The organism is Streptococcus oralis subsp. tigurinus (genome assembly GCF_002356415.1).
In the GTDB taxonomy this organism is placed as follows: Bacteria; Bacillota; Bacilli; order Lactobacillales; family Streptococcaceae; genus Streptococcus; species Streptococcus oralis_F.
This window is the reverse complement of sequence record NZ_AP018338.1, coordinates 316,326-342,758: the sequence shown is the minus strand read 5'-3', so window position 1 is coordinate 342,758 and position 26,433 is coordinate 316,326. Positions and strand designations below refer to the sequence as shown.

General features: G+C 39.7%; 22 protein-coding genes. 2 read left to right on the top strand and 20 right to left on the bottom strand.

All coding sequences use genetic code 11. The features are described 5' to 3' along the window. Window positions 1–96: 96 nt before the first annotated feature. Window positions 97–951, top strand: coding sequence for a dTDP-4-dehydrorhamnose reductase (gene rfbD / locus STO1_RS01730; RefSeq protein ID WP_084939323.1), 855 nt, complete (start codon window positions 97–99; stop codon window positions 949–951). 60 nt (window positions 952–1,011) lie between these two features. On the opposite strand, the gene rfbB is transcribed toward rfbD, so the two are convergent. The 20 genes from rfbB to STO1_RS01630 all read right to left on the bottom strand — a co-directional run bounded on the left by rfbB (window position 1,012) and on the right by STO1_RS01630 (window position 24,786). Next, a complete protein-coding gene (gene rfbB, locus STO1_RS01725; RefSeq protein ID WP_084939324.1) occupies window positions 1,012–2,058 on the bottom strand; it encodes a dTDP-glucose 4,6-dehydratase in 1,047 nt (348 codons plus the stop codon). Window positions 2,059–2,076: 18 nt separating this feature from the next. Next, window positions 2,077–2,670, bottom strand: coding sequence for a dTDP-4-dehydrorhamnose 3,5-epimerase family protein (locus STO1_RS01720; RefSeq protein WP_096421686.1), 594 nt, complete (start codon window positions 2,668–2,670; stop codon window positions 2,077–2,079). Next, complete coding sequence (gene rfbA, locus STO1_RS01715; RefSeq protein ID WP_096421684.1) at window positions 2,671–3,540, bottom strand: glucose-1-phosphate thymidylyltransferase RfbA; 870 nt, start codon at window positions 3,538–3,540, stop codon at window positions 2,671–2,673. It lies immediately after the preceding gene. 48 nt (window positions 3,541–3,588) lie between these two features. Further along, window positions 3,589–4,641, bottom strand: coding sequence for a glycosyltransferase (locus STO1_RS01710; RefSeq protein ID WP_049489800.1), 1,053 nt, complete (start codon window positions 4,639–4,641; stop codon window positions 3,589–3,591). Between the two features lie 27 nt (window positions 4,642–4,668). Then, on the bottom strand, window positions 4,669–5,772 hold the full coding sequence (glf, locus tag STO1_RS01705) for a UDP-galactopyranose mutase (RefSeq protein ID WP_096421682.1): 1,104 nt from the start codon (window positions 5,770–5,772) through the stop codon (window positions 4,669–4,671). A 9-nt stretch (window positions 5,773–5,781) separates the two neighbouring features. After that, window positions 5,782–7,194 (bottom strand): flippase, encoded by a 1,413-nt coding sequence (locus tag STO1_RS01700; protein ID WP_096421680.1) that lies wholly within the window; start codon window positions 7,192–7,194, stop codon window positions 5,782–5,784. Beyond that, window positions 7,191–8,351: a hypothetical protein gene (locus STO1_RS01695; protein ID WP_049489803.1), complete on the bottom strand. Its 1,161-nt coding sequence runs from the start codon at window positions 8,349–8,351 to the stop codon at window positions 7,191–7,193. The genes STO1_RS01700 and STO1_RS01695 overlap by 4 nt, the downstream gene beginning before the upstream one ends. Before the next feature lie 37 nt (window positions 8,352–8,388). Next, window positions 8,389–9,357 (bottom strand): glycosyltransferase family 2 protein, encoded by a 969-nt coding sequence (locus STO1_RS01690; protein ID WP_049489804.1) that lies wholly within the window; start codon window positions 9,355–9,357, stop codon window positions 8,389–8,391. A gap of 33 nt (window positions 9,358–9,390) precedes the next feature. Beyond that, the gene (wefF, locus tag STO1_RS01685; RefSeq protein WP_033605614.1) at window positions 9,391–10,392 is read right to left on the bottom strand and encodes a receptor polysaccharide phosphotransferase WefF; all 1,002 of its coding nucleotides are present in this window, start codon (window positions 10,390–10,392) and stop codon (window positions 9,391–9,393) included. A gap of 14 nt (window positions 10,393–10,406) precedes the next feature. Further along, entirely contained in the window at window positions 10,407–11,408 is a 1,002-nt protein-coding gene (locus tag STO1_RS01680; RefSeq protein WP_049489805.1) for a glycosyltransferase, read from the bottom strand. Between the two features lie 8 nt (window positions 11,409–11,416). After that, on the bottom strand, window positions 11,417–12,568 hold the full coding sequence (locus tag STO1_RS01675; RefSeq protein WP_049489806.1) for a glycosyltransferase family 4 protein: 1,152 nt from the start codon (window positions 12,566–12,568) through the stop codon (window positions 11,417–11,419). A 3-nt stretch (window positions 12,569–12,571) separates the two neighbouring features. Then, window positions 12,572–13,744: a beta 1-4 rhamnosyltransferase Cps2T gene (cps2T, locus tag STO1_RS01670; RefSeq protein ID WP_084939333.1), complete on the bottom strand. Its 1,173-nt coding sequence runs from the start codon at window positions 13,742–13,744 to the stop codon at window positions 12,572–12,574. Window positions 13,745–13,774: 30 nt separating this feature from the next. Then, window positions 13,775–15,142 (bottom strand): sugar transferase, encoded by a 1,368-nt coding sequence (locus STO1_RS01665; protein WP_096421678.1) that lies wholly within the window; start codon window positions 15,140–15,142, stop codon window positions 13,775–13,777. 22 nt (window positions 15,143–15,164) lie between these two features. Then, on the bottom strand, window positions 15,165–15,857 hold the full coding sequence (locus STO1_RS01660) for a tyrosine-protein kinase (protein WP_096421676.1): 693 nt from the start codon (window positions 15,855–15,857) through the stop codon (window positions 15,165–15,167). A 9-nt stretch (window positions 15,858–15,866) separates the two neighbouring features. Beyond that, complete coding sequence (cpsC, locus tag STO1_RS01655; RefSeq protein ID WP_084939336.1) at window positions 15,867–16,559, bottom strand: capsular polysaccharide biosynthesis protein CpsC; 693 nt, start codon at window positions 16,557–16,559, stop codon at window positions 15,867–15,869. Between the two features lie 8 nt (window positions 16,560–16,567). Next, the gene (gene cps4B, locus STO1_RS01650; RefSeq protein ID WP_096421674.1) at window positions 16,568–17,299 is read right to left on the bottom strand and encodes a capsular polysaccharide biosynthesis protein Cps4B; all 732 of its coding nucleotides are present in this window, start codon (window positions 17,297–17,299) and stop codon (window positions 16,568–16,570) included. 1 nt (window position 17,300) lies between these two features. Next, the gene (locus tag STO1_RS01645; RefSeq protein ID WP_096421672.1) at window positions 17,301–18,746 is read right to left on the bottom strand and encodes an LCP family glycopolymer transferase CpsA; all 1,446 of its coding nucleotides are present in this window, start codon (window positions 18,744–18,746) and stop codon (window positions 17,301–17,303) included. Window positions 18,747–18,931: 185 nt separating this feature from the next. Beyond that, complete coding sequence (locus tag STO1_RS01640) at window positions 18,932–20,893, bottom strand: peptide ABC transporter substrate-binding protein (RefSeq protein ID WP_096421670.1); 1,962 nt, start codon at window positions 20,891–20,893, stop codon at window positions 18,932–18,934. 146 nt (window positions 20,894–21,039) lie between these two features. Then, a complete protein-coding gene (locus STO1_RS01635) occupies window positions 21,040–23,007 on the bottom strand; it encodes a peptide ABC transporter substrate-binding protein (protein WP_096421668.1) in 1,968 nt (655 codons plus the stop codon). 168 nt (window positions 23,008–23,175) lie between these two features. Next, the gene (locus STO1_RS01630) at window positions 23,176–24,786 is read right to left on the bottom strand and encodes a glycoside hydrolase family 13 protein (protein ID WP_096421665.1); all 1,611 of its coding nucleotides are present in this window, start codon (window positions 24,784–24,786) and stop codon (window positions 23,176–23,178) included. A gap of 152 nt (window positions 24,787–24,938) precedes the next feature. Between STO1_RS01630 and STO1_RS01625 the strand changes: the two genes are divergently transcribed. Continuing rightward, complete coding sequence (locus tag STO1_RS01625; protein WP_000743592.1) at window positions 24,939–26,423, top strand: DUF1846 domain-containing protein; 1,485 nt, start codon at window positions 24,939–24,941, stop codon at window positions 26,421–26,423. Window positions 26,424–26,433 lie beyond the last annotated feature (10 nt).

The following is a 26,433-nucleotide window of genomic DNA, read 5'->3' as shown; positions in this document are numbered from 1 at the left end:
TCACTAACAAAGTTTATACCGAAAAAGGTTTCACTAAAAACCGATTTTTCTATATTTTTGATATAATTAAGTATAAGAACAATCAAGGAGAAAGATATGATCTTAATTACAGGTGCCAATGGTCAACTCGGTACCGAACTACGTTATTTACTAGATGAGCGAAATGTGGACTATGTTGCAGTGGATGTGGCCGAAATGGATATCACTAAGTCTGAAATGGTTGAAAAAGTCTTTGCTGAGGTTAAGCCAACTCTAGTCTATCATTGTGCAGCCTACACTGCTGTCGATGCAGCAGAAGATGAGGGGAAAGAACTGGATTTTGCCATCAACGTAACTGGCACTGAAAATGTAGCCAAGGCCTCTGAGAAATACGGAGCTACTCTAGTCTATATCTCGACAGACTATGTCTTTGATGGAAAGAAACCTATCGGACAAGAGTGGGAAATCGATGACCTACCTGATCCGCAAACAGAGTATGGACGTACCAAGCGAATGGGTGAAGAACTCGTTGAAAACCTTACATCACAGCATTACATTATCCGTACTGCTTGGGTCTTTGGAAATTATGGAAAGAACTTTGTTTTTACCATGCAAAATCTAGCCAAAACCCATAAAACGCTCACAGTGGTCAACGACCAACACGGTCGCCCAACCTGGACACGTACCTTGGCTGAATTCATGACCTACTTGACTGATAATCAAAAAGAATTTGGCTACTACCACTTATCAAATGACTCCACTGAAGATACCACTTGGTATGACTTCGCTGTCGAGATTCTTAAAGACAGTGATGTCGAAGTAATTCCTGTAGACTCCAGCAAGTTCCCTGCTAAGGCTAAACGTCCCCTCAACTCAACCATGAGTTTGGCAAAAGCAAAGGCGACTGGTTTCATCATTCCAACCTGGCAGGATGCCCTTAAAGAGTTTTACAAACAAGAAATAAGAAAATAAAAGATTACGACATACATAAAAAGCAAGAGACCTTGAGGTCTCTTGCTTTTTAGTATCTAATTATTTAATCACTTGTTGCGTCTTGGCATAGTTAGCCTCGACGGCTTCTTTTTCAGATTTCCACCAGTCTTGGTTGTCTGTGTACCACTTGATGGTCTCTTTGAGACCTGCTTCAAAATTGGTAAACTCTGGCTTCCACCCTAGTTCATCACGGAGCTTGCTAGCATCGATAGCATAGCGAAGGTCGTGACCCGCACGGTCTGTCACATGATCATAAGCATCAGCTGGCTGTCCCATTTCCTTGAGGATGAGTTCCAGGACTTCCTTATTGTTCTTTTCACCATCCGCACCAATCAAGTAAGTTTCACCAATTTGACCTTTGGTCAGAATCGTCCAAACACCTGATGAATGGTCATTGGTGTGAATCCAGTCACGGACATTCTTACCTTCACCATAGAGTTTTGGCTTGATACCACTCAGGATATTGGTAATTTGGCGCGGAATGAACTTCTCGATATGCTGGTATGGACCATAGTTGTTTGAACAGTTGGAAATAGTCGCTTTGACACCAAATGAGCGCACCCAAGCTTTGACAATCAAGTCTGAAGCTGCCTTGGTTGATGAGTAAGGCGAGCTTGGATTGTACTTGGTTTCAGCCGTAAATTTCTCACCTGGACCTTCTCCATGACCTGGCAAATCTTCTCGCAGAGGTAGGTCACCATAGACTTCGTCAGTTGACACATGGTGGAAACGAAGATCGTATTTACGTGCTGCTTCCAAAAGAGTGTAGGTCCCAATGAAGTTGGTATGGATAAAGGGACTCGGATCATTAAGCGAGTTGTCATTGTGGCTTTCTGCCGCATAGTGAACGATGGCATCTGCTTGAGCAGCTAACTTATCTACCAAGGCTGCATCTGCAATATCTCCAACAACCAACTCAACACGATCACCTATAATTTCTTCAATATTGGCACGATTACCCGCATAAGTCAGCTTGTCCAGCACTGTCACATGAACATCTGGAAAGTTATTGTAAACATAGTGAACAAAGTTAGAACCGATAAAACCAGCCCCACCTGTCACGATGATATTTTTGTATTCAGTCATTTTTATTCCTTAACTTTTTTACAAATCTTCTTTTCTTAGTGGTTTGACATCCTTTAGCAGTGGATGATGTTTATCCGCTTCTGAGACTTCTGCAGCTTCTAAATTTTCCCACTGGATGCCCAAAGCTGGATCCGCATAGTTAACAAAGGCGTATTTAGGCTTGAGCTCAAGTGCCCAGTAGTCATTAACTAGATAGCTATAAGAAACTGTATCCGAGAGGACTTGGAAACCATTGGCTACGCCACGAGGGACAAAGATTCCCTTACTTGCATCAATCTCGGTCTGATAAACATTTCCAAAAGTCTCACCTTCACGCAGGTCTACCCAAGATCCTAGCACCTTGCCATCGTCTGCAACCGAGATGTACTTGTCCCAAGGCTCAGCATGGAGGCCTCGAAGAACATTTTTACGAGAAAAGCTGACGTTGTTTTGCAGTTTCCCTTCAGCAAAGAAGCTTTCAGGAAAGCCAAGTGGTAGCATCTTTTCTTTCTGGAAATTTTCCTTAAACCAGCCACGATTGTCACCATGAACTGGAATATCGAACTCTAACAAACCTGGAATTGCATCAATCTTGTGCACTGCAAGTGTTTTGCCGAAAAAATTATCTGTCATCTAGATTTCTCCAATCAAACGGAGCAAGTATTGCCCGTATTCATTCTTCTTAAGAGGTTGCGCCAATTCCAGTACATCTTCACGGCTGATATAACCCATTCGATAGGCAATTTCTTCCAGGTTGGCAACCTGGAGATTTTGCATTCGTTGAACCGTTTCGATATATTGAGAAGCCTCTAACAGACTCTCATGCGTCCCTGTATCCAACCAGGCAAAACCACGCCCCATAACCTCAACAGACAAATCCCCACGCTTCAAATAAGCATTGTTAACATCTGTGATTTCCAACTCACCACGTGCGCTTGGTTTGATCTGTTTGGCAATCTCCACAACATCATTATCATAGAAATAAAGACCTGTCACTGCATAGTTGGATCGAGGATTGTCCGGTTTTTCTTCTATGGAAATAGCATTCATGTCTGTATCAAACTCGACCACACCAAAACGCTCTGGATCCTTCACTTGGTAGCCAAAAACAGTCGCACCCTTCTCTTTCTTGGCTGCCTTTTGAAGCATTTTGCTCAATCCAGGTCCATGATAGATATTGTCGCCTAGAATCAAGGCAACACTATCGTCACCGATAAATTCTTCACCGATAAGAAAAGCCTGAGCAAGTCCATCGGGACTAGGTTGTTCCGCATAGGAAAGCTTGATCCCAAATTCGGAACCATCCAAGAGCAGGTCCTTAAAACGGAGCAAATCCTGTGGTGTTGAGATAATCAAAATGTCCTTGATTCCAGCCAACATCAGGGTTGACAAAGGATAGTAAATCATGGGTTTATCATAAACCGGCATCAGCTGTTTTGACGCTGCCCGAGTAAGTGGGTACAATCGGGTACCTGAACCACCCGCAAGAATAATACCTTTCATAATGAAGTAACCTTTCTAACGAACTGATTAATGAGTAGCTTCAAATTCTTACTTCAATTTAGAAATAGCCGATTTCAGATAATCACCATTTCGAAGCGCTACTCCTACTTGTCTAGCATTAGCTGACAGTTTCATGTAATCTCGATCTGTCAAATCGTCTAGTGACTTTTGGAGGTCATGTAAAGAATCAACTGCTATTCCACACTGTTTGTCCAGTACAAAGTGGGCCAGAGCCGATTCCTTCCACACTACTAGTGGGAAACCTGATGCCAAATAAAGAGAAGCCTTGTGCGAGTTGTTAAAGCGTAGGTAGTTTCCGTAAGAACCTTGACAGGTTTCTGAGCTGTCTCCGTCCCAGACCAAACCAAAACTACCTTCAAGAGCAGCTGGGAGGTCATCTGGCATAAAGGAACCAAAGTAGCTAGTGTTTTTCAATGCACGACTTTCATCATAGCCCACTCCGTACAAGTTATAGGCTGGCTGTTCTGGCAAGTTATAAAGATAACCTGACTTTGCAGGGTTCAAATTTCCAGCAACTATGATAGGTTGATCTTTTTGAGGAAGAGATTTTTCTTGGAAGTCTGGAATCAAATAATCAAAAATCTCTAGACTTACCATTTTATCAGACGGAAATCCTTGATCGGCTAAAACATTTTTCATGATATCGTTATGAACGATAATCCCATCCACTGACATCAAAGCTTTCTTTTCCTGGAAGTAATTTCTCACTTTATGGCGAAATTTCACTTCTGAACCTGCTGCATGACGCAAGGTTTCAATATCATGGATCAAAAGATAGAATTTAACTCCTCTTTTTTGCGCCTGCTTGATGAGTTGTGAGATGAAAAATGTATGGTGGATAATAGGGAACTGAATCACCAATTCATCTCCGGCTCCCAACTGATCAAACACAGACTTGGTCGCACGATATTTGTGTTGTTGAGCTTTAAAGAAATTCATCTTATACCAATTCTCAACCTTGAGCTCCAAGCCCTCATAACCCTCTGAGATTAGAATAGCTTCCACGTCATTTCGTGCCTTACTCCCTGCATTCTTTTCGTGTGCATTATGCAGAAATGAATCTTTCAGATAATATTTCACCTTTTCTCCCCTTTATCTGTGATATTCTTAGATGCTCCCTAGTTCTTCTTCTACCACATCCAATGCACGTTCAACAGTCACATGCATATCATAGTATTTATAATCTGCCAAGCGACCACAGAAGATAACGCGGCCATTTTTCTTGGCTTCTGCTAGATACTGTTCATAGATGGCATTGTTTTTGGCATCATTGATTGGATAGTAAGGTTCATCTCCTCTTTTCCAATCTGCTGGATATTCACGAGTAATAACGGTCTTGGCTTGAGTCCCAAACTCAAAATGTTTGTGTTCGATGATTCGCGTATAGGGAATGTCACGCTCAGTATAGTTGACCACAGCATTTCCTTGAAAATTTTCCTGATCCAAAATCTCATGCTCAAAACGGAGACTGCGATACTCTAGTTCACCAAACTGATAGTCAAAGAACTGGTCAATCATCCCTGTGAAGACAAGCTTAGTTGCTGAAGCCTCCAAGTTCTCACGATCAGCAAAGAAATCTGTATTAAGCTCCACTTCGATTCCTTCCAACAACTTTTCGATGATGACATTGTAACCACCAATTGGAATCCCTTGGTAGCGGTCGTTGAAATAATTGTTGTCATAGGTCAATCGAACTGGTAAACGCTTAATGATAAAGGGTGGTAGTTCAGTAGCAGAACGCCCCCATTGCTTTTCGGTGTAGCCCTTGATTAGCTTTTCGTAGACATCCGTACCAATCAACTTAATGGCTTGTTCCTCTAAGTTTTTAGGCTCAACATCTTGCATGTGTATCGTCTGCTCAGCAATCTTGTCCTTGACTTCTTGGGGTGTCTTTGTCCCCCACAAAGCATAGAAAGTGTTCATATTGAAAGGCAGATTGTAAAGGTGTCCTTGATAGTTGGCAATAGGAGAATTGATGTAATTGTTAAACTCCGCAAACTGATTGACATAATCCCAGACCTTTTTATTGGATGTATGGAAGATGTGAGCCCCATACTTGTGGACATTGATTCCTTCAACAGATTGGCAATAGATATTCCCACCAATGTGTTCTCGTTTATCAATCACCTTTACCTTCTTGCCGCGTTTGTTAGCTTCGTAGGCAAAGATCGCACCTGACAAGCCAGCACCGACAATCAAATAATCGTACATAAAATCTCCTTATTTCTTTAAAACACTTTTTAGTTCTTGAAAATCCAAAATTCGTAAGACCAAAACCAAGCCACCGTAGACTAGGAAGCCAAGCACAGCATAGATCAAGACATTCACAACAGATGAGAAGTGGATGAAAGCTTGTACAGAATACAAGGCGCTGTACATCAGGAGTGCTGCTAAAAATATTTTTAACATGGACGGTAGAATCTTGATCTCTTTGAGATACGAACGTGTAAAGTAGAGTTGGATCAGCCAGACTAAACCTTCTGTCGCAACAGATACGATTGACGCCCCAATATAGCCCAAAGGTGGGATCAAGAGGAGATTCAAGCCAACACTAAAAACAGCTGGAATAGTTGTTGATAGCATAAATTCACGATTGCGATTATGAGGTATCAGAATTTGGATTCCCATTATGTTGGTCCAGCCAATAAAGAACATTCTAAAGACCATGATGGCAATCGCATAGTGAGCGTCTTGGAAGTCTTGCCCTAGGAAAAAATTGACAAAATCTTTATTAACAATCAAAATCCCCGCAATCATCGGGAAGATAACCAAGTTATAAACCAGAAATGACATTTCATGTAGCTTGTTAACCGCCTTTTGATTGCCTGATGATAGGAGGTTGGAGACCCGAGGCAACATAACACTACCAAGCGACGTTACCAAGGTCAATAAAATATTCAATAATTTCAAAGCTTGATCATAGATTCCCACATCCTTGGTCGAAGACAAGGCACCTAACATAGTACGATCTAGCGTGATGTAGAGCGAAATAGCAATCTGTGGTAGAAACAAAAGAATAACTGGTTTGATATGCTCTTTGGCATAGGCTATATCCAGATGCGGCTTGCGAATGTGTTCCCGAGCAGGAAGCCACATACTCAATTGACCTAGTAGATCATAGGCAACCAAGAGAATGATATACAAGTACAAATCGGACGGTTTCTTGACAAATAGGAAAATCGAAACAACACCTAGGAGTTTGACCATTGTGTTACGGGCTGTAATTTTTTTGAAATCTTCTAACCCTTGAAAAAGCCATGAAATATCAAAACCACGGGACAGCAAACTAAATCCAAGTATATAGGCGATTGGATTGTTCATCGACGGCACAAGTAAGCAGACAATGATATAAAGCGTAACCGCTAAACAGGTTGAAAGGACTTGTAAACTGTAAATACCCCAGAAGGTCTTTTCGACTTCCTTACGATGGCCGGAAATTTCCTTTGTCCCATAATTGGCTACTCCCAGCGTCGCCAGTAGGATAAAATATGTCACGATAGAATTATAGTATCCGTAAGACCCCAAATCATCCGAGGAGAAAACCCGAGTAATATAGGGAGTTGTAATCACTGGTAGGACGATAACGAGTAGCTGATAGGACAGATTGTACAAGTAATTTTTTAAAACTCTCACACTGCTTCCCTCATCTCAGATTTTTCTCCTTCAAAATCCATTGCTGGGATAGCAGCAAAAAGAAGGAACATAAAAATATTGTATGATGGACGAACCCAGAAGGCCTCAAACATACAATTGACTGTTACTAAGGCCAGGCAGGTTAACAATAAATAGTTCTTCCTACGATAGAGAGTCCAAGACTGAACCATGTATAGGCATACCAACATAACAACTGGAATTAAACCGTAAGTAAATAACATTTGTACATAAGACGAATCTACATAGTCATAGTTCAAAACCGTTTCTGTCTTTCCTCCATATCCAACAAAGGAAATTCCACGAATTCCAAATAACTGTACGCCATATTTCTTAAGCGCTTCATGTCCCAAATACAATCGCATGCCGAAAAAGTTATTCAGAGAAACATATATTGGATGAGACCAACTAAATTTGTTGGATAGATAAATCATGACCGAAGAAGCGATACCAGCCGAAAAAGGCAGTAGGGAAAATAAACGCCATTCAGTCTTGTTACGATAATAAAAGTATAGAAAAATTCCTGTTGCTGCTAAGATGGAGCCTGCATTTAAACGGGCATCGCAATAAACAATAATAAAGGCCGCCAAGGCTACACCTGATAGGGTTCTTAGGAAGATAAACTTCTTTCTAAGGAGATAGGAAAGGGCAGTAAAGAGATAGAAACAATGAGAGGCAAAGTCGGTTGGATAGATAAAACCAAAAGAGTTACGTACAACTACACCCACGGGGCGAGTTTGAACAAACTGTAAATTAGGAATAACATTGACTAACGATAGTAAAATAATCAATACTATAAAAGATAAACTCGTCCAAGTATAAATTTTAAGTATAGACTCTAAATCTGCTTTATAAAGAAAAACAATCAACAGCAAAAACATTAAACCATTTAAGTTTCCTGCCTTATAATAAACCATACTTCCAACTAAAATGAGGGTAGGTGCAAATATTAAAAAACTCAAAGAATAGTTACGAATATATAAAAAACGCACAGCTAGTAACATGATTGCAAAGAAAGGAACAAAATTAGGTATACTAGGTAATACAGGTGCTAACATTGAAGTGTTTATCATATCTATAGAAATTATCACAAATAAAACTGCTGTCACGAGCAATTTATCACGTTCTATCTTTAACATTTTCTTTTTCCTTTTTTAATCTCTAACCTCTTTTATTTCATTGAGGCTTTTTTAATTTTTTAAATTGATAATACAGACCTGGAACCAATGATAACATAAGATAAATCGCCTTGTTTTTCAAGTTAATCCGCTTATTTTTCAAGATTCTTCTTAGATAAGGACGAATCCTTCTTTGAATGCGAACGATTTCCTCTTTGGAAGAATCTGAGATTAAGATGAAAATGTGGAGACTACCGATGAACAAACGGGCGATGATAGCATCATCAAGTTCTGTATTGGCAGAATAGTCCTTCTGGACAACTTCTGCCAAATGATCCATAGAATCATAAAAATCATAGTGCTTACTATTGAAGTTTGATAAGGTAATACTGTTTGGTCTACGATAATAATGATAGATACCTAAATCAATCACACAAACTGATTCCACTTCTTTCAAGTAGTCACTGATAACATATAAGTCTTCATAGATTTTCCCTTTTGGATAGGGGTATTTTTCTACGATATCTCTGGGAAAGAGTTTAGCCCAAGCAGAGACAGTGGCAATTGTACCATAAAGCATCTCTATTAAAGTTTCTTCAGAAGAAAGAAGGGTAGCTTTCGCTAGCATTTCTTCATTTATTTGGTAGTTTTGGTAGGAATCATGTTCGTAAGTATCCTTACCTTTTCCTGCGACAATACGAGCACCTGTACGTTTTTGAAGTTCCACCAAAAGTTCAAGTGCACAAGGCTCAAAATAATCATCTGGATCTAGGAAAACAATCCATTCCCCTTTAGCTTTTGCGACACCATAGTTTCTAGTATCAGACAAGCCACCATTTTCTTTATGATAGGCCGATACCCAATCATACTCACTTGCATATTGATCGCATAGTTTCCCAGAATCATCCGTGGAACCATCATCAACTAAGATAACTTCAAAATCTTTATAGGTTTGATTGACCAAGCTTTCCATGGCATAATGAAGGTAGTCCTCTACATTATAAATAGGTACAATTACTGAAATCATATTTTCTTTTCTTTCTCTTACTCAGTTAGATATTTAAATCTCAAATGAACTTTTATCTGGGAAAAGTTGATTCATAGCTTTAATAAAGTCATCCATCACCTGATTTTCATTTTGGACATTAAAACCATCATTAATACACATAACCTTATATTTCCTAGAATTTAGAAGTTTCCAAAAATCTGGTCCAGCATTATCTAATGAAAAGAGACCGCCTAACTTAGGATTTCCAATTGCATATTGACCACTAGCAATCTGCCAATACTTAAAGAGCCAAACATTGGTATCAGATGGACTTCTAAAGCGACTAGCAGATGTTTTTTCTAAGACATCTTTTTCCTTTTCCCATACCAATTCCATTGTTGACTTTAAGAGTGGATGCGTTAAATGATTCTCCCAAAAACCACAAATAAATTTGCTGTGTCTATACAACAAAGATTTAGCAATACCTTTAACACCTTGTTTAATTGAGAAGAATTTGCCATTCTTTAAAATTTCCTCACGAGTAAAATGTGTTGTTATAATTCCCATATCATTCATTTGGAAATGGCCAGTGCCATATCTCTCCGTTGTAATAGGAGCTAAAGCCGTAACATACTTTGGTAAACCATCATCTGAAAAGAAATCTGTCGGTTCAACTGGAGCTGTGAGATAAACATCATCGTTAAAGAACACAAAGCACTCAGAAAGACCTGGAATCCGATGAATATTGCTTTCGATAGGATTGGCAGAAAAAACTGGTAGGTAGTCATTGCAGATAATCTCTGTATGATCTACCAAGACCAATTTATCGCTATTTAACTCTAACCAACTTGGCTTTTGATTGTCAGTCACAAGATAGACCTTATTGACCCAAGGGGCAAACTTTTCTACCCCTCTAAACCAGTATTTAAAGGTTCCCCATTCACGATAAGCCTTATCCGAATTCATGCCTTCCTTAGAGGTATTAATTGTTCCATCGTACTGTGCTTTCTTTTTTCTCCAAACCGGATCATTCCCATCAACCCATGCGACAACAAAATCAATTTTTTCTACCATTCAGTCTCTCCTATTTAAAAATCTAACAGTCTTTCCATCAATTTAATAGACGTATATTGCTCAAAATATAGGTTCTTCGCCTTCGCAACCTTTTGAAGCACCTCATCAACTGAAGGATCAAAATCTTCTATAATTTGTGCTAGTTTTTCAAAGTCACCTGACGGATAGAAAGTCACTAGCGATTCATTAACATAGTCTCGAACAGAAGGAATATCATTTACAATGATAGGAACTCCTAAAGACATTGCTTGAAGCATAACCATATGACCAGCGGATAAATCAATATCTTTTAACGATAGGACAAGGAAATCAGACTTAGCTAATACATCTCCAAAGGTTTCTACTACTACATCAGATAAAACTTGAATGTTTGAACCATGCGTAGGAACTCTCCATGGCTGAGTTGCAATCACACACGGCATTGAAAGGTTTGAAGTCTCCACTGCCTTGACTAAAGTCTCATAATCTCGGTTACTACCTCCACCTGAAAAGATATACTTAGTTGGTAAAGAACCTTGATAAGTTAGTTGATTATCATAATCTAAGCCGTAATGAATAAATTTAAATTTCTCCTGAAATTCTGGAAAGAGTTCCGAATAATAATGAATTTCTTTTGAACCATAGACTATGATATTTCCGATATTCTGGAAAGACTTTTTCACAAGTTGCTTTCGTAAATAATAATAGATTTTATTTTTCTTATTCTCAAACAAAAATCCTGCTAATGTGATTTCCTTGCCACTTTTATTTAAAATTCCTAAAAAGATACCTACAAGAGGATTTACACAAATAATTTTCTTGACATCATATTTTATGAATTTCCGAGCATAATCATAGGACATTTTCCACATTAAAAAATGATACAAAGCACTACCGATGTATTTGAAATTACGTACTCTTCTTATAAGTGGACTTTCATAGTTGGTATAAACTACTCGGCTCCCGCCATGAAGAGATTGATAATGCTCTTCATTCTTTTTTTGCAGCTCACTGTCTAAAATGATTAAATTTTCCATTATACCCCTTATTGTAAATTATCATAAAATTCCGAGAAGTTCTTGATGTAACTCTCCAAAGAAAACAGCTCTTTTTGTCTCTGATATCCTACTCGCCCAAATTTTTCTCTTTTTTCAGAACTATCTAGTAATAGAGAAATGGCATTAGATAGTTCTTGAGGACGATTTGGTTTGACTAAGCAACCACTTTTGCCATCTACTACCATTTCAGCTATTCCCCCATTGTTATAACCAACAACTGGTTTTGAACAAGCCATGGCTTCTAGGACTACTGTAGGTAGGGAATCAGGTTTTATACTTGGTAAAACAAAGATATCAAACATATTATAAAGTTCAGAAGTCTTATCGTAGTAATCAATACGATGAATTTGTGACACAACAGATGAAGAAGCTATTCTCTTATCTAGTTCTTCTAAGCGCCATTCTTCACCAGGAAAAACACCTCCAGCTAGGAAAGCCACCACTTTCTCATTCTTTTCCAAAAGTGGCTCGACTGCTTCTATGAAATCATTTTGCCCTTTGATAGCATTGACCCGACCAATCATGCCAATCACGAGTGCATCTTGCGCAATGTCAAATTTTTCACGAATAGAAGACGCATCCATTGGATAATAGACAGCATTATCGACACCGTTATAAATCACTTCCACTTGGCTATCTTTGATAAAGGGAGACTGCTTGATATGATTAGCGACCGCTTGGGACACCGTCACAATCTTGTCTGCATATCGTCCCATGAGCATATTGATAAAGTCAGAAATAGCTTTGGGTTTGACGATAATCTCATGAACATGCCAAATCAAAGGCAGCTTGAGCTTGCGTTTCAAATAGATGCCCTCCAAAACAGCCGCTGTATTATTGTGAACCATATCTATACTGTGTGCTCGAGCATAGAGGGCGATTTGCTTAGCATAGAAATTATAAGAGCGAATATAGTCGGCAATGCCTTTGAGATTAAAATACTTCCTTCGTAAAATCGGATAATCCAGCACGCTAACCTGAGCCCCAACTTGACGTAAGGCCTCGACTAAAACACCATCATTTGGCAAGATGACATGAGCTTCAAATTCTTGGCAATCTAATCCTTTGATCAATTCCAGTAAAACCTTATCTGCTCCATACATTTCTGCACCAGCATGCAAGTATAAAATCCGTTTCATTCTTTACCCTTTAAACACTTCTTCATAATCTGACACAATCTTTTCCCATGTGAAAGCTGAGAGGATTCTTTGGCTTGACTTGAAATCCAAGTCAGTTATTGCTGCCTGATCAAATCCCTCTACTTCCTCAATGACACGTGCCAACTCGTCTTTTTTCCAATAAATAGCCCCGTCTTCACCAACCTCACGGTTAAATCCAACATCTAGCAGCAAATTCAGTTTTGTGGATGCTAGAGCTTCTAGTAGAGAAGGGTTGGTTCCTCCAACCTCATGCCCATGGAAATAGGCAAAAGCATTTTCACGAATGTACTTGAGCAATTCTTGGTCATAAACCGTACCTACAAATTTAACCCTAGGATCTTTGTCAAAACCAGTATCCTGTAACAACTGATCGTAAAATTTATTCTGCTCCACATTTGTGATGAGGACAAAATCCTTCTTGGACTTGGACTTGATAAATTCACGAATCATGGTTTCGTAGTTGTTTTCAGGAACGAATCGGCCCACCACTAGATAATAGCCATTTTCGCTAACACCTTTTTCCTGATACCAGTTCCGAACCTTGGCATTTTCTGCCTTCAGGCTTGAAGGAGCAGTGTCTGTCCCATAGGCAATATAGGTGGTCTTTGGTTGATACTGCTTATAGTCCTCTTGAATATATTGTTCGATATTTTTGCTATCACATACCAATAAATCAGCATGCTTGACCATGAGTTGCTCTGAGAATTTCCAGTACTTACGAACTGGTAAGCTCCATTTTGCTCGTAGCCATTCATGTCCATCTGGATTTACCAGCAAACGGCCACCAATTGCACGAATCTTTTTCTTAAGTCCAGAAATAAAGGGCCCGATGCGACAAGCTAAAATGTAAAAAATGGGAGCCTCATCCTTGTTTTCCTTAGCCAATTCAATAGCCTTATTGACCGCTGCAATATCGTAAGCGATAGCACGAGCCGGGCCAATATTAGGCACATCAATGTTGAAACAAATGGCGCCATTGTGCTCAAACCGATCTTCCGTAATACCAGACTTGGCAGAATTTTCACGCATACAAGCAACATAGTATTGTATATTGCTGTCTTTTTGGTATTCGGTTAATTTTTCAACAAAGGTTTCAAATCCTCCATACTTGGCAGGAATCCCCTTTGAACCAATGATATAAACTGACTGTTTCATTTCTCTCCTAACAAGACTGAGGGGCAGAAATTACTTCGCCCCATCTCTCATAAATACAACCTTAACGGTCTTCAATAAAATTTCAATATCTTTCCAAATAGTCCAATCATCAATATAGGCTACATCTAATTTGACAACTTCATCGAAATCCTTGATCTCGCTTCGTCCACTGACTTGCCACAAGCCTGTTATCCCAGGTTTAAAACTCAATCGACGTTTTTGTTCAGGTGTATACTTTTCATACTCATCCACTGTTGGGGGACGGGTCCCGACCAGACTCATATCTCCGATTAAAACATTCCAAAACTGAGGCAACTCATCTAGGCTGGTCTTACGAATAAAGCGACCAATTGGTGTAATACGAGGATCATCATCAACCTTAAACATTCCACCTTGCATGGTATTTTGAGCCAAAAGTTCTTGTTTGCGTTTCTCAGCATTCACGCACATAGATCTAAATTTATAGAAAGTGAAATGTCGGCCATTTTTTCCAATACGAGTTTGAGAAAAAATCGCTGGTCCACCATCTTTTCTAATCATTGGAACCAAAACAATACTCACCAAACCGCAGATAATCAGTCCGACAATTGAACCACAAATATCAATGATCCGTTTAGCGACCACATGACTAGGTTTATAAAATTTTGTTGAAAAAGATACAACATTCAAACCTGCCATTTCACGAATTTGTTTATCACTACCTAGATTATCGTTAAAAGCATTGAGATTGACTGTCACATCTATTCCCATGGTTTCAAAGAGAGAAATATAATCTCCAATGTTATACTCTTCACTAGGTAGATTGATAAAGACCTCATCGACAACTTCATGAGTTGTATAGTCTAAAATATTTTCAGCAGGAATGACTTTTAAATGTTCATGACGGAAGTTAGGCTGATCTAAAACACTAACCGCTTCTAACTCCCATAAAATTTCACTTGCTTCTATCAGTCTATCCATTACTTTCTCAACTCTAGAAGTCGCCGTTATCAAAAAGACTTTCTTTCTTCCTTTTAAGTTTGGGAATAGTCGTTTCCAATAACGCTTAATACATAGATTCATCAGATAAAGCAGAATGGAATGTATTATCAAAAAATACACCATCCCTCGTCTTGAAATGCTAAAACGATCTTCTAAGAAAAAATTCGAGATGCTAATCGCTAAAGCAAAGAAAATAATATATTTTGCTGTTCTGATAAACTCTGCCAAGTACCCTCTTTTGAAAAAATCTTGTCCATAATCACTAATATGAAAGACAACATAATGGAGAATGTATAGAATTACCATTGAGGTATATACAATATCTGTTTCTTTAACAAAACTGAGCAAATAAGCTAAAATAATGACAAGAAAACTCTGGAAAACTGCCAAAGAAATCTTTAATCCCTTTTCTTCCATAATATCTTCCCTAGGCTATTTGTTATTTTTTGCCATAATTTCCGTAGGAGCCATAAGCCCCATATGATCCATACTTCTCAACTGAAGTATTGAGTTTATTAAGCACAATTCCTAAGAATGGTTTGCTTGTTTGTTCGAGTTGTTCTTTAGCTTTTTGGACATCACGACGATTTGTTTCACCAGCAGCAGTTACCAAAACAGAAGCGTCACACTGTTGCGTGATAATCGCTGCATCGATAACAACTCCAATCGGGGCAGTATCTACGACGATGTAGTCAAAGTACTTGCGTAAGGTGTCAATCATGGTCGCAAAATTTTCACTTTGTAACAAAGCTGTTGGGTTTGGTGATACAGAGCCCGCTTGAATGACAAACAAATTTTCAACATTGGTTTCACATAAACCTTGTGATAGGTCTGTTGTGCCTGACAAGAACTCTGTTAGGCCTGTAATCTTTTCCCGTGATTTAAAGACACCTGACATTACTGAATTACGGATATCCGCATCAATCAACAGCGTCTTATAGCCCGCACGCGCGAAAGCCCAAGCAATATTGGTAGAAGTTGTTGATTTTCCTTCTCCTGGTTTGACAGAGGTAATGGAAATCACTTTCAAGTTATTCCCACTCAATTGAATATTGGTGCGAAGGGCATTGTAGTATTCTTCTGCTTTTCTTGCCAAATCTAATTTTTTTTGTGCAATTTCTAACGTTGGCATTTTTCTCTCCTATTTCAATTTATCCAAATTTGGAACTACTCCCAATAGTGCAATTTGCATCACGTCCTCAATATCTTCTGGACGTTTCACTCGTGTATCCAAGAGCTCAACAAGGAGAACTGTGACAACCATCACAACTGCCCCCGCAAGGAATCCAACCATGGTATTGCGACGAATATTTGGTGAAGATGGCGATGTTGCAGGGCGTGCTTCTTCAAGTGTTGTCACATCCGAAACGCGAGTGACGCTGATGATCTTTTGAGCCGCAACCTCTCTCAAAGAGTTGGCGATACGGCTTGCTTCCTCGGGTGCACGGTCTGTAACAGAAATCGATACAATACGCGTATCCACTGGAACTGTTACCTTGATTTTACTAGCTAGACCTTTTGGAGGGAGTTCTAGTTTCAAATCAGTCGCAACCTTCTCTAAAACGTCTTGCGAGAGAATGATTTCACGATAGTCTTTTACCAAGTAAGATCCTGCTTGCAAGTCTTGGTTAGTCAAGCCAGGCTTATCTCCCTGATTACGATTGACCACATAAATTCGGGTCGTACTCGTAAACTCCGGCTTCACAATAAAACTACTGTAAGCGAATGCTACTGCTCCTGTCACGAATGCTACCAAAGCAATTAACAATTTTCGTTTCCAAAGGATTTTAAGCAAGTGAAATACATCGATTTCCATCATATTTTGTTCTTTCATTTTTTCTCCTAAATCAATTGATCCATTATTATTTTTCGGGGATTATCCTTAAAAAGTTCCTTAGCCTTATCTTCACTGTATTTTTTGGCAATGATATCATAGGCTTCCTCCATATGAGGAGGTCTGTGATCCAAGTTGTGCATATCACTTGCTATCACGTGAACCAAATCTCGTTCCAAGAAATACTGGGCTCTCTTTTTCATAAATTTATAGGTTCCTCCGAAGAGTTTTGGTTTCAAAACATGAGAACTATTAACCTGAGTATAACATCCCATGTCAATTAGTTCTCGCACGCGCTTTTCATTGTTTTCCAAAGCATCGTAACGTTCAATGTGGGCAATGACGGGTGTAATGCCTAGCATTAGAATATCACTCAATCCCTTATGCATATCTCGATAAGGAGTATTCATGCTAAACTCAATCAAAGCATAGCGACTATCGTTAAGGGTTGGGATTAATTTCTTTTCTAACTTCTCAACAACATCTGGCGTATAGTAGATTTCTGCCCCATAAGCAATGATTAAATCATCCGCAACTTCCTTAGCCATTTCTCGCACCTTTAGAAAGTTAGTTGCGATTTTTTCTTCAGGAGTTTCGAACATCCCTTTTCGTCTATGCGAAGTGGAAACAATTGTCCTCACTCCTTGACTGTAGGCCTCTCTAAGAAGTTTTTTACTTTCCTCTATCGACTTTGGACCATCGTCCACATCAAAAACGATGTGCGAATGGATATCTATCATGCTACTTGCCCTCCATCACATCATTGATAGCAGCTTTCGCAGTGGCCAAGCTACTTTCATCGATTTCCATCATGTAGAGGTTACTATCTGGCATAGCGTATGAAGGAAGATCCGTGCGTCCAGTTCCCTTCAAGTCTTGAGAGTTGACTTTGTAATTCCCGCCACTCTCCAATTGAGTATTAACCAGATCCATCATGGTTTCCAAAGGCATATTGGTCTGAAGAGAATCTTGCAATCCCTTGATGATGTTATCGTAGTTTTTTAAAGCCTCAGTTGACGTCAACTTCTGAATAATAGCTATAATAACCTTTTGTTGGTTCCGACCACGATCTCGATCTCCATCTGCTAGAGAGTAGCGCTCACGAACAAAACCAAGAGCCTGCTCAGAGTCTAGATGGACATTCCCAACAGGGAAATGGTACTTGCCATGCAAAGAAGTGAAATCCTGATCATTATAGACATCAACACCACCTAAAAGGTCAATCAACTTCAAGAAAGAAGTGAAGTTCAAGCGAACATAGTAGTTAATATCCACCCCATAGAGATTTTCCAAAGTATGAATTGATGAGTCCACTCCATAAATCCCTGCATGGGTCAATTTGTCCTTTTGATTGTTTCCTCCATCCGCAATCGGAACATAGGAATCACGAGGCGTTGTAGTAAGAAGGATTTTTTTGGTATCACGGTTCACCGTCATCAAAATATTTACATCTGAACGTGAGACTGAGCTAATCGGACCATAGGTATCAATACCACTCACATAAATATTGAAAGCTTTATTCTTCGATACCTTAGGCGCAGCAACTTCTTTAACCAATTTTTTAGTGTATATTTTCTTGATTTTAGAAGCATAATCAGGATACTCTGCTTCAATAATATTTTCAAAGACACTATTTAAGACGATTGCTTTGGCTTCACCAGAAAGCAGGCTCTTATAAGCTGCTAGGTAGGAAGTAGCATTCTCAACTGGCAAGTCCTTGCTTTGGCTGGTTTTAATATCTGCCAACAATTTTTGAATATTGTCATTGTCTGTCTCTGTAGGCCCTGTAACCGTATCCAATTGAGTCACATTATTAATCTCACTCTCTTTCAAAACGACCACACTGATCGAATACTCTGAGTAATTTGACGTCGAATTGATATGATTGGTAAAACCGACAAACTGTTGCAAAGCATAGAGAGAAACTGAACTCACTAAGATGGCAAGCGTCAAAAAGAAGACCGTAAACTTCTCAGCCTTTTTATAAACAATCAGCAATAGGCCTACTAGAGCAGCTAATAGAACGAGAACCGCAGAAATAATATTCAGGTATCTAAAAGCTAAAATGTTATGTCTAAAAATCAAGAACAGTAAAAAACCACCCAACAATAGGTAAATGGTTAGCAAGACTATGTTAATATTTCGTTTCATATTGCTAGAACGAGTTCTCTTTGAACCTCTATTCATGTTAATCCCCTATACGTTAATAATTAGAATAATTATATCACAATCATGACGTAAATTCCATCTATCCTCATCATTATCAGCGTTTTTATTCGCTTCTGTTTGCTTTGAAATTATACACCTTTGTAGTCTTAATGGCAACCTAAAAAGACAAGGATTCATAAAAAATGTTTCCTTGTCTTTCTTTTTTATTTAACGTGGTTTTCAAATTCTTTTTGACTCTTTTCGATAGCCTTTTTACTTTCTGCTTCCCACTTAGCCTTGGCTTCATCAAATTGTTTCTTGGTAACAGGGCCTTTTTGCAATCTCATGTACTTGTAATTATTTCCGTCACCCTTGATACCTACTAGGGAGTAGGCACGTGTAAACGGAGTTACTTTAGTTACAGAGGCTGTACCACCATTTGACATAGCAGACATGACTAGAGAATTGTCAATCATCCAAGCTTGAGCTTCAGCGTATTTTTCATAACGCTTAGCGACATCTTTGTTCTCGGCATCTGCTTCTTTCAGGAGTTGTGTATAGGTATCTAACCCTAGACTCTTAATAAGTTCTTGGTCTTCCTTGGCATCAAGACCAAAAATCTTGAGATAGAAGCCGGTTTCAGCATTGAAGGGGTCTAGATAAGTTGATGGATCCTGGTAATCACCAACCCAACCATCAAAGTTTAGGTCGTAGTCACGAGCTGCTGGATTTGGTGCTAGGAATGCAACATTTCCAAAGTCATCTGTAGAAAGTTGTTGAACATCAATGACGATATTGTCTGAACTTAGTACTGTTTCAAGGGTTTGTTTAACTGAGTTCATACCAGAAACCGCATTTTTATTCGTCTGATCAACAGGAACATCCAAATGGATTGGGAAAGTCACGCCTTGGGCTTCCAATTCCTTTTTAGCTTCTGCAAATTTTGCTTGGGCCTTTTCCTTGTTAAAGTAGGCATCTTGAGCGTCTGCCAAATTGATACCTGACCACTCAGTTCCGTAGTTCACAAGCTTAGAAGCTGTTACTTCTCCAAAGGTCTTATCTCCCACCTGAACAAATGTTGGGGGAACCAGAGTATTACGAAGGGTTTTGCTCGCTGCTTCTTCACCGTTAGATTGAGCAGAGTAGGCTGTTCGATCAATACCAAAGTTGATAGCCTGACGGAAATTTTTATTTAAGATAGCTGTTTGAGCTGATTTCTTTTGTTCGTCCGTTATTTTAGCGGTATGATTATAGGTTTTGCGGTTGACGTTAAAGTTAAAGTACCAAGATGTCTTGTCTTGTAAGCTATAAACGATATTGTCTTGGTATTTTTCTTTTGTCTTAGCATAGTTCGAACTATTTGGATAGACTCCTGCAATCGAGTAAGCACCATTTTCAAAGTTTCGAATGGTCATCTCCTGATCTGACCCATCAAAGTAGGCTAACTTAACTTTTTCAATGGTTACTTTGTCATGGTCATAATAATGTGGATTCTTCACATATTCGATCGAAGATTTTGATGTGAAATCTTTTAACAGATAGGGGCCGTTATAAAGAATACTGTCTGGTGTCAAGGTACCAAAATCTTTATCCTTTGATTTCAAGAACTCTTCGTTGACTGGGAAAAGAATACTATTGGTTGTCTTAGAGTTCCAATAAGGTTCTGGTCGTGTCAAAGTGTACTCAACCGTATAGTCGTCCAAAGCTTTGATACCAACAGTTGAAAAGTCATTAGTCACACCCGTCACATAGTCATTCAATCCCTTGATTGAATTTTGGATCAGATCCATGGCTTGCCCCTTGTTGTCAGCGGCATATTTGATCCCAGTGACAAAATCCTGAGCTTTGACTGAAGCATATTCCTCACCATCAGCCGTATACCACTTGGCATCTTTTCTAAGCTTGTAGGTATAGGTCAAACCATCTGATGAAACAGACCAATCCTCCGCAAGAGCAGGTACGAGGTTCCCATAGCTGTCATTTTCTAACAAACCATCTACGAGATTGGTAATAACGGCAGTGTTATCCGCATAATAATCTATAAGATAGTTAAAAGTTGTCGGATTCGCACTAAATGTTGATGAATAAGTGCTAGTATCTGTGTTGGACTGTCCACATGCCGAGAGCAAAATCCCTGTCGCTAAGACAAGACCTGTCCCAATTAGTCTTTTTTTCATTTTGATCATCATCCACTCCTTTATGTCACTTTTTATAACATAAATATATTTTATCAAATTTTTTCAAAAATGTAAAGTTACTGCTTTTATGACAACTGGTGTCTCTAAACAAAAAAGGAAGCACAGTTACCTGCAACTTCCTTTTCTTTTATAGATTACTTGACGTGTTTTTCAAGTTCTTTTTGGTATTTGGCATTTGTTTCGATTTTTTCTTGTTGCCATTTCTTGAAGGCTTCTTCGTATTCTTTTGCAGTCACAACATCATTTTGCAACTCCAAACCTTTGAACACAAATGGGTCTCCCTTGATTCCGACTTGAGAGTAAGCTTTTGTGAATGGTACAGTTCGGCTAACAGTTGGAGAACCACCTGAAGAAGCAACTGGAATCAAGAGCGAGCTATCAGACACCCAAGCTTGAGCTTTGGCGTATTTTTCATAACGCTTATTAAGGTCGCTGGTTTCAGCTGCAGCATCATCCAAGAGTTTCTTGTATTCGTCCAGTCCAACTTGAGCCATCACTTCTGGATCTTTTCCGCGAGTGATTCCCAAGTGTTTAAGGGCCGATCCCTTCTTGGCATCAAGGATGTTGAGGTAGGTAGCTGGGTCTTGATAGTCTGGTCCCCAACCAGTTCCGTTCAAGTCATAGTCTTTTTGAGATGGCACCTTGGCTTGAGACGTAATGCTCATTTTCTCATTATCGGTCATTTGAAGGACATCGACAATGACATTTTCAGTACCAAGTGATGATTCGATAGACTGCTTGAGTGAGTTCGTCTGTTGAACGGCAATGACATCAGTCTGTTCAACTGGAACATCCAAATGAATTGGGAAGGTAACTCCCTTTCCCTGCAATTCTTCCTTTGCTTTAGCAAAGGCAGCCTTAGCTTTTTCAGGACTGTAAATCGTATCCTTTCCATCTGTAAGGGCTACATCTTTCCACTGGTCTCCATATGAAACAAGCTCTGCCTGCGCCAACTCTCCAAAGGTCTTTTCACCAACTTGAACGTAGTCATGTGGCACTAGGCTGTTACGGATAATCTTGTTCGCACCTTCTTCACCATTCAACTGAGCCGTGTAAGAATGACGGTCAAGGGCAAAGTTCAGCGCCTGACGGAAGTTCTTGTTAAGAAGAGCTTCTTTCGTTGAAGTTTTTTGAGCCTCGTCTGTTTTAGCTGTTTTATTGTAAGATTGGCGGTTTACGTTAACAGTGAGGTAGTAGCTTGTCGCTTCTTGTGGACTGTAAACAATCTTATCTCCGTACTCTTGTTTAGTTGACTCAAAGTTTGAGCTTGTTGGGAAGAGTCGGGCTGTTGTATAGGCACCTTGTGTAAAGCTACGAATCAAGGATTCTTGGTCTGATCCATCGTAGAAGGTTAGTTTAATATTGTCAATCTTGACATTGTCCTTATCCCAGTAGTTTGGATTCTTTTCATATTCAATGACTGATTTTGAAGTCAATGATTTCAAGAAATAAGGACCGTTATAAAGAATACTTGATGGTGTTGGTGCACCGTAGTCGCTCCCTTTAGAATTCAAGAATTCTTCATTAACTGGAAGCATGGTTGCAGTTGTGACTTTAGAGTTCCAGAAGCTTTCTGGTTTGTTAAGCGTATATTCAACCGTGTAATCGTCAACAGCTTTCACTCCTACAGTAGAAAAGTCATTGCTTTCTCCACTGATGTAGGCAGCCAAGCCTTTGATAGAATCTTGAAGGAGAGATAAGCCGTCTGATTTACCGTCAGCTGCGTGTTTTAGACCAGTAACAAAATCCTGAGCCTTGACTTCAGCATACTCTTCTCCCTCAGAAGTATACCATTTTACACCCTTACGAAGTTTGTAGGTATAAGTCAAGCCATCTTTAGAAACGGACCAGTCTTCTGCAAGCGATGGAATTAAGTTTCCATACTTATCATTTTCCAAAAGGCCATCGACAACGTTCGCTATAACATCAGAAGTTGAACTCTTGCTCGTCACACTATAATCCAAAGAAGATGGATCCATAGCGTAGACATAAGAGAATGTCTTGGGCGCATCAGCCTTCTTTTCACTTTTCCCACAAGCAGTAAAAAGAAGGGCCGCACTCAAAATAGCACCTGCTCCTAAGAGCCACTTTTTCGATTTCATAAGTAATCTCCTTAAAGATAGTGTTTTCACCATTATACCCTATTTTTTTATAAAAGCAAGGACTTTCGCCAGATTTTTTAGAAAATTCTAACAAATATATTTTAAAGGGTTTTCTATATAATTTTTAGTAAAAAACCTCAAGCTTTTGAAGCTTGAAGTTCTCTCATTTTAGTCAGTCATTTCCACACAGAAGGCATCCCATGGAGCCAAGGTCTGTTTCTCAACTGCTTTTTTAGCTGTAGTGTTTTCAATCAAGACAGATTTAACTTTTCCTTCTACTGAAAAGTTTTGTTTTTCATTGGACAAGTTCGCCACAACTAGGAAACGACGGTCACCATCCTTACGGATATAAGCAAAGATCTTGTCAGCTGTATCCAGCAATTCAAAATCAGCTCGAATCAGCCAACTATTCTCCTTACGGATTTGAACGAGTTTTTGATAGGTATAGAAAATAGATTTTGGATTCGCCAGCGCTTCTTGAACGTTGATTTCTTGATAGTTTGGATTAACTGCTAACCAAGGTTGACCTGTTGAGAAGCCAGCATTTTTGCTTTCATCCCACTGCATCGGGGTACGGGCATTATCACGTCCGATGACACGGATACTGTCCATGATTTCCTCTATAGAAACGCCTTTTTCAAGAGCTTCACGCGCATAATTGAGAGATTCAATATCTTCTACTTGATCCAGTGTTTCAAACGGATAGTTGGTCATCCCAATCTCCTCACCCTGGTAGATATAAGGAGTCCCTCTCATGAGATGAAGCAAGATTGCAAAGGCTTGGGCGGATTTTTCACGGTATTCTTGGTCATTTCCCCAGATAGAGACGATGCGAGGAAGGTCATGGTTGTTCCAAAAGAGGGAATTCCAGCCGTCTTCAACTCCCAACTCTGTCTGCCATTTGTTAAAAATCTCTTTTAATTTCCCTACATTTAACTCTTTTTGGTAGTGCCACTTAGGTTGCCCTTCCTGATATTGAAGACAGATGTGTTCAAACTGGAAGACCATTGACAATTCTTGTCCCTTTGGATCCGAGTAAAGCTTAGCAATCTCTGGCGTTGCCCCCCAGGTCTCTCCTACTGTCAGGAGATTCTTGTCTCCAAAGGTGGCTTGGTTCATCTCCTTGAGATAGGGGTGGAGCATAGGACCATTATTAACTACTTTCTCATCAGGAATCTTGCCAATCATATCAATGACATCCATACGGAAACCACCAATACCTTTATCAATCCAGAAGTTCATCATCTCGTAAATTTTCTGGCGAAGTTTTTCGTTCTCCCAGTTGAGATCAGGCTGTTTCTTACTGAAAAAGTGGAGATAGTATTGACCTGACTTTTCATCGTATTCCCAAGCAGATCCACTAAAGATGGAATCCAAATCGTTGGGCTCATCACGCCAAATATAGTAGTCTCGCTCAGGGCTGTCAGGATTTTCACAGGCCTCGACAAACCAAGCATGCTCATCTGAGGTATGATTGACCACCAAGTCCATGATAATTCGGATGTCTCGTTTCTTAGCTTCCGCGATCAATTGATCCATATCCTCCATGGTTCCGAAAATAGCTGCAATGGCTTGATAATCAGCAATATCATAGCCATTATCGTCCATAGGGCTGTCATAAACGGGAGAAAGCCAAATCGCTGTAATTCCTAACTTAGCTAGGTAGTCTAACTTACTAGTAATTCCTGGCAAATCACCAATCCCATCTCCGTTACTGTCCATGAAACTCTTTGGATAGACTTGATAGACTACGGCATTGTGCCACCATTTTTCTTGCATCTGTTTACCTCATTATTTTAATAATCTATAGTCTATGATAGCGCTTTTTTAAACTTAGTGCAAGCGTTTGCCTAATCTTTTTGATTTCTTTTTTAGCTCCGTAGTTTCCTAACTCCCATTTTTTTATTATAATAGAGGTCAGAGGTAAAAAAATGAAAAAACAAGCTTTTAGTTCTGAACAATATTTGAATCTACAACGCGACCACATCTTGGAGCGCATCAACCAATTTGACGGCAAACTCTATTTGGAGTTTGGTGGCAAAATGTTAGAAGATTTCCACGCTGCTCGCGTTCTTCCTGGTTATGAGCCTGACAACAAAATCAAGCTCTTGCAAGAATTGAAAGAGCAGGTTGAGGTTGTGATCGCCATTAACGCAAGCAACATCGAGCATTCTAAAGCGCGTGGCGACCTGGGCATTTCTTATGACCAAGAAGTTCTCCGTTTGATTGACAAATTCAATGAGCTGGGAATTTTTGTTGGTTCGGTTGTCATCACACAATACGCTGGCCAACCAGCTGCAGATGCCTTCCGCAACCAGTTAGATAAAAACGGAATTGATTCTTATCTTCATTATCCAATCAAAGGATATCCGACGGATATGGACCACATCATTTCTCCAGAAGGTATGGGGAAAAACGACTACATCAAAACCAGTCGCAACTTGATTGTCGTAACCGCTCCTGGACCTGGTTCTGGAAAATTGGCCACTTGTATGTCCAATATGTACCATGACCAACTCAATGGCATCAAGTCTGGTTACGCTAAGTTTGAAACCTTCCCAGTTTGGAATCTTCCCCTTCATCATCCGGTCAACTTGGCCTACGAGGCTGCAACCGCAGACCTTGATGATGTCAACATGATTGACCCCTTCCATCTTCAAACTTACGGAGAAACTACTGTCAATTACAACCGTGATATCGAAATCTTCCCAGTTCTCAAACGTATGTTGGAACGCATTCTCGGTGAATCTCCATACGCTTCACCAACAGACATGGGTGTCAACATGGTTGGCTTCGCTATTACTGATAATGAAGCTGCTATCGAAGCTTCGAAACAAGAAATCATCCGTCGCTACTATCAGACTGTACTTGATTTTAAAGCTGAAAAAGTCGGAGAAACTGCTGTCAAGAAAATTGAACTGCTCATGAACGACCTCGGCATCACTCCTGCAGACCGTCAGGTTGCTGTTGCTGCACGCCAAAAAGCAGAAGAAACTGGTGGTCCTGCCCTAGCCCTTGAATTGCCAAGCGGGGAAGTCGTGACTGGTAAAAACTCTGAACTCTTTGGTCCTACAGCTGCCGCCTTAATCAATGCCATCAAAAAATCAGCTGATATCGCTAAGGAAGTGAAACTAATCGAGCCTGAAGTCGTCAAGCCAATTCAAGGTCTTAAAATCGATCATCTAGGTAGCCGCAATCCTCGCCTCCACTCAAATGAAATTTTGATTGCGCTAGCCATCACAGCTATGGAAAATCCAGATGCTGCGCGTGCCATGGAAGAACTTGGGAACCTCAAAGGAAGCGAAGCCCACTCAACCATCATCTTGACCGATGAAGACAAGAATGTCCTTCGCAAGCTAGGCATCAACGTAACCTTTGACCCATACTACCAATACGATCGCCTGTATCGTAAGTAAATAAACAAGG

Bases quoted from the DNA above. Each gene is read 5' to 3' on its own strand.
- rfbD (WP_084939323.1), top strand. From the start codon at position 97: ATGATCTTAATTACAGGTGCCAATGGTCAACTCGGTACCGAACTACGT.
- rfbB (WP_084939324.1), bottom strand. From the start codon at position 2,058: ATGACTGAATACAAAAATATCATCGTGACAGGTGGGGCTGGTTTTATC.
- STO1_RS01720 (WP_096421686.1), bottom strand. From the start codon at position 2,670: ATGACAGATAATTTTTTCGGCAAAACACTTGCAGTGCACAAGATTGAT.
- rfbA (WP_096421684.1), bottom strand. From the start codon at position 3,540: ATGAAAGGTATTATTCTTGCGGGTGGTTCAGGTACCCGATTGTACCCA.
- glf (WP_096421682.1), bottom strand. From the start codon at position 5,772: ATGTACGATTATTTGATTGTCGGTGCTGGCTTGTCAGGTGCGATCTTT.
- STO1_RS01695 (WP_049489803.1), bottom strand. From the start codon at position 8,351: ATGTTAAAGATAGAACGTGATAAATTGCTCGTGACAGCAGTTTTATTT.
- STO1_RS01690 (WP_049489804.1), bottom strand. From the start codon at position 9,357: ATGATTTCAGTAATTGTACCTATTTATAATGTAGAGGACTACCTTCAT.
- wefF (WP_033605614.1), bottom strand. From the start codon at position 10,392: ATGGTAGAAAAAATTGATTTTGTTGTCGCATGGGTTGATGGGAATGAT.
- STO1_RS01680 (WP_049489805.1), bottom strand. From the start codon at position 11,408: ATGGAAAATTTAATCATTTTAGACAGTGAGCTGCAAAAAAAGAATGAA.
- STO1_RS01675 (WP_049489806.1), bottom strand. From the start codon at position 12,568: ATGAAACGGATTTTATACTTGCATGCTGGTGCAGAAATGTATGGAGCA.
- cps2T (WP_084939333.1), bottom strand. From the start codon at position 13,744: ATGAAACAGTCAGTTTATATCATTGGTTCAAAGGGGATTCCTGCCAAG.
- STO1_RS01665 (WP_096421678.1), bottom strand. From the start codon at position 15,142: ATGGAAGAAAAGGGATTAAAGATTTCTTTGGCAGTTTTCCAGAGTTTT.
- STO1_RS01660 (WP_096421676.1), bottom strand. From the start codon at position 15,857: ATGCCAACGTTAGAAATTGCACAAAAAAAATTAGATTTGGCAAGAAAA.
- cpsC (WP_084939336.1), bottom strand. From the start codon at position 16,559: ATGAAAGAACAAAATATGATGGAAATCGATGTATTTCACTTGCTTAAA.
- cps4B (WP_096421674.1), bottom strand. From the start codon at position 17,299: ATGATAGATATCCATTCGCACATCGTTTTTGATGTGGACGATGGTCCA.
- STO1_RS01645 (WP_096421672.1), bottom strand. From the start codon at position 18,746: ATGAATAGAGGTTCAAAGAGAACTCGTTCTAGCAATATGAAACGAAAT.
- STO1_RS01640 (WP_096421670.1), bottom strand. From the start codon at position 20,893: ATGATCAAAATGAAAAAAAGACTAATTGGGACAGGTCTTGTCTTAGCG.
- STO1_RS01635 (WP_096421668.1), bottom strand. From the start codon at position 23,007: ATGAAATCGAAAAAGTGGCTCTTAGGAGCAGGTGCTATTTTGAGTGCG.
- STO1_RS01630 (WP_096421665.1), bottom strand. From the start codon at position 24,786: ATGCAAGAAAAATGGTGGCACAATGCCGTAGTCTATCAAGTCTATCCA.
- STO1_RS01625 (WP_000743592.1), top strand. From the start codon at position 24,939: ATGAAAAAACAAGCTTTTAGTTCTGAACAATATTTGAATCTACAACGC.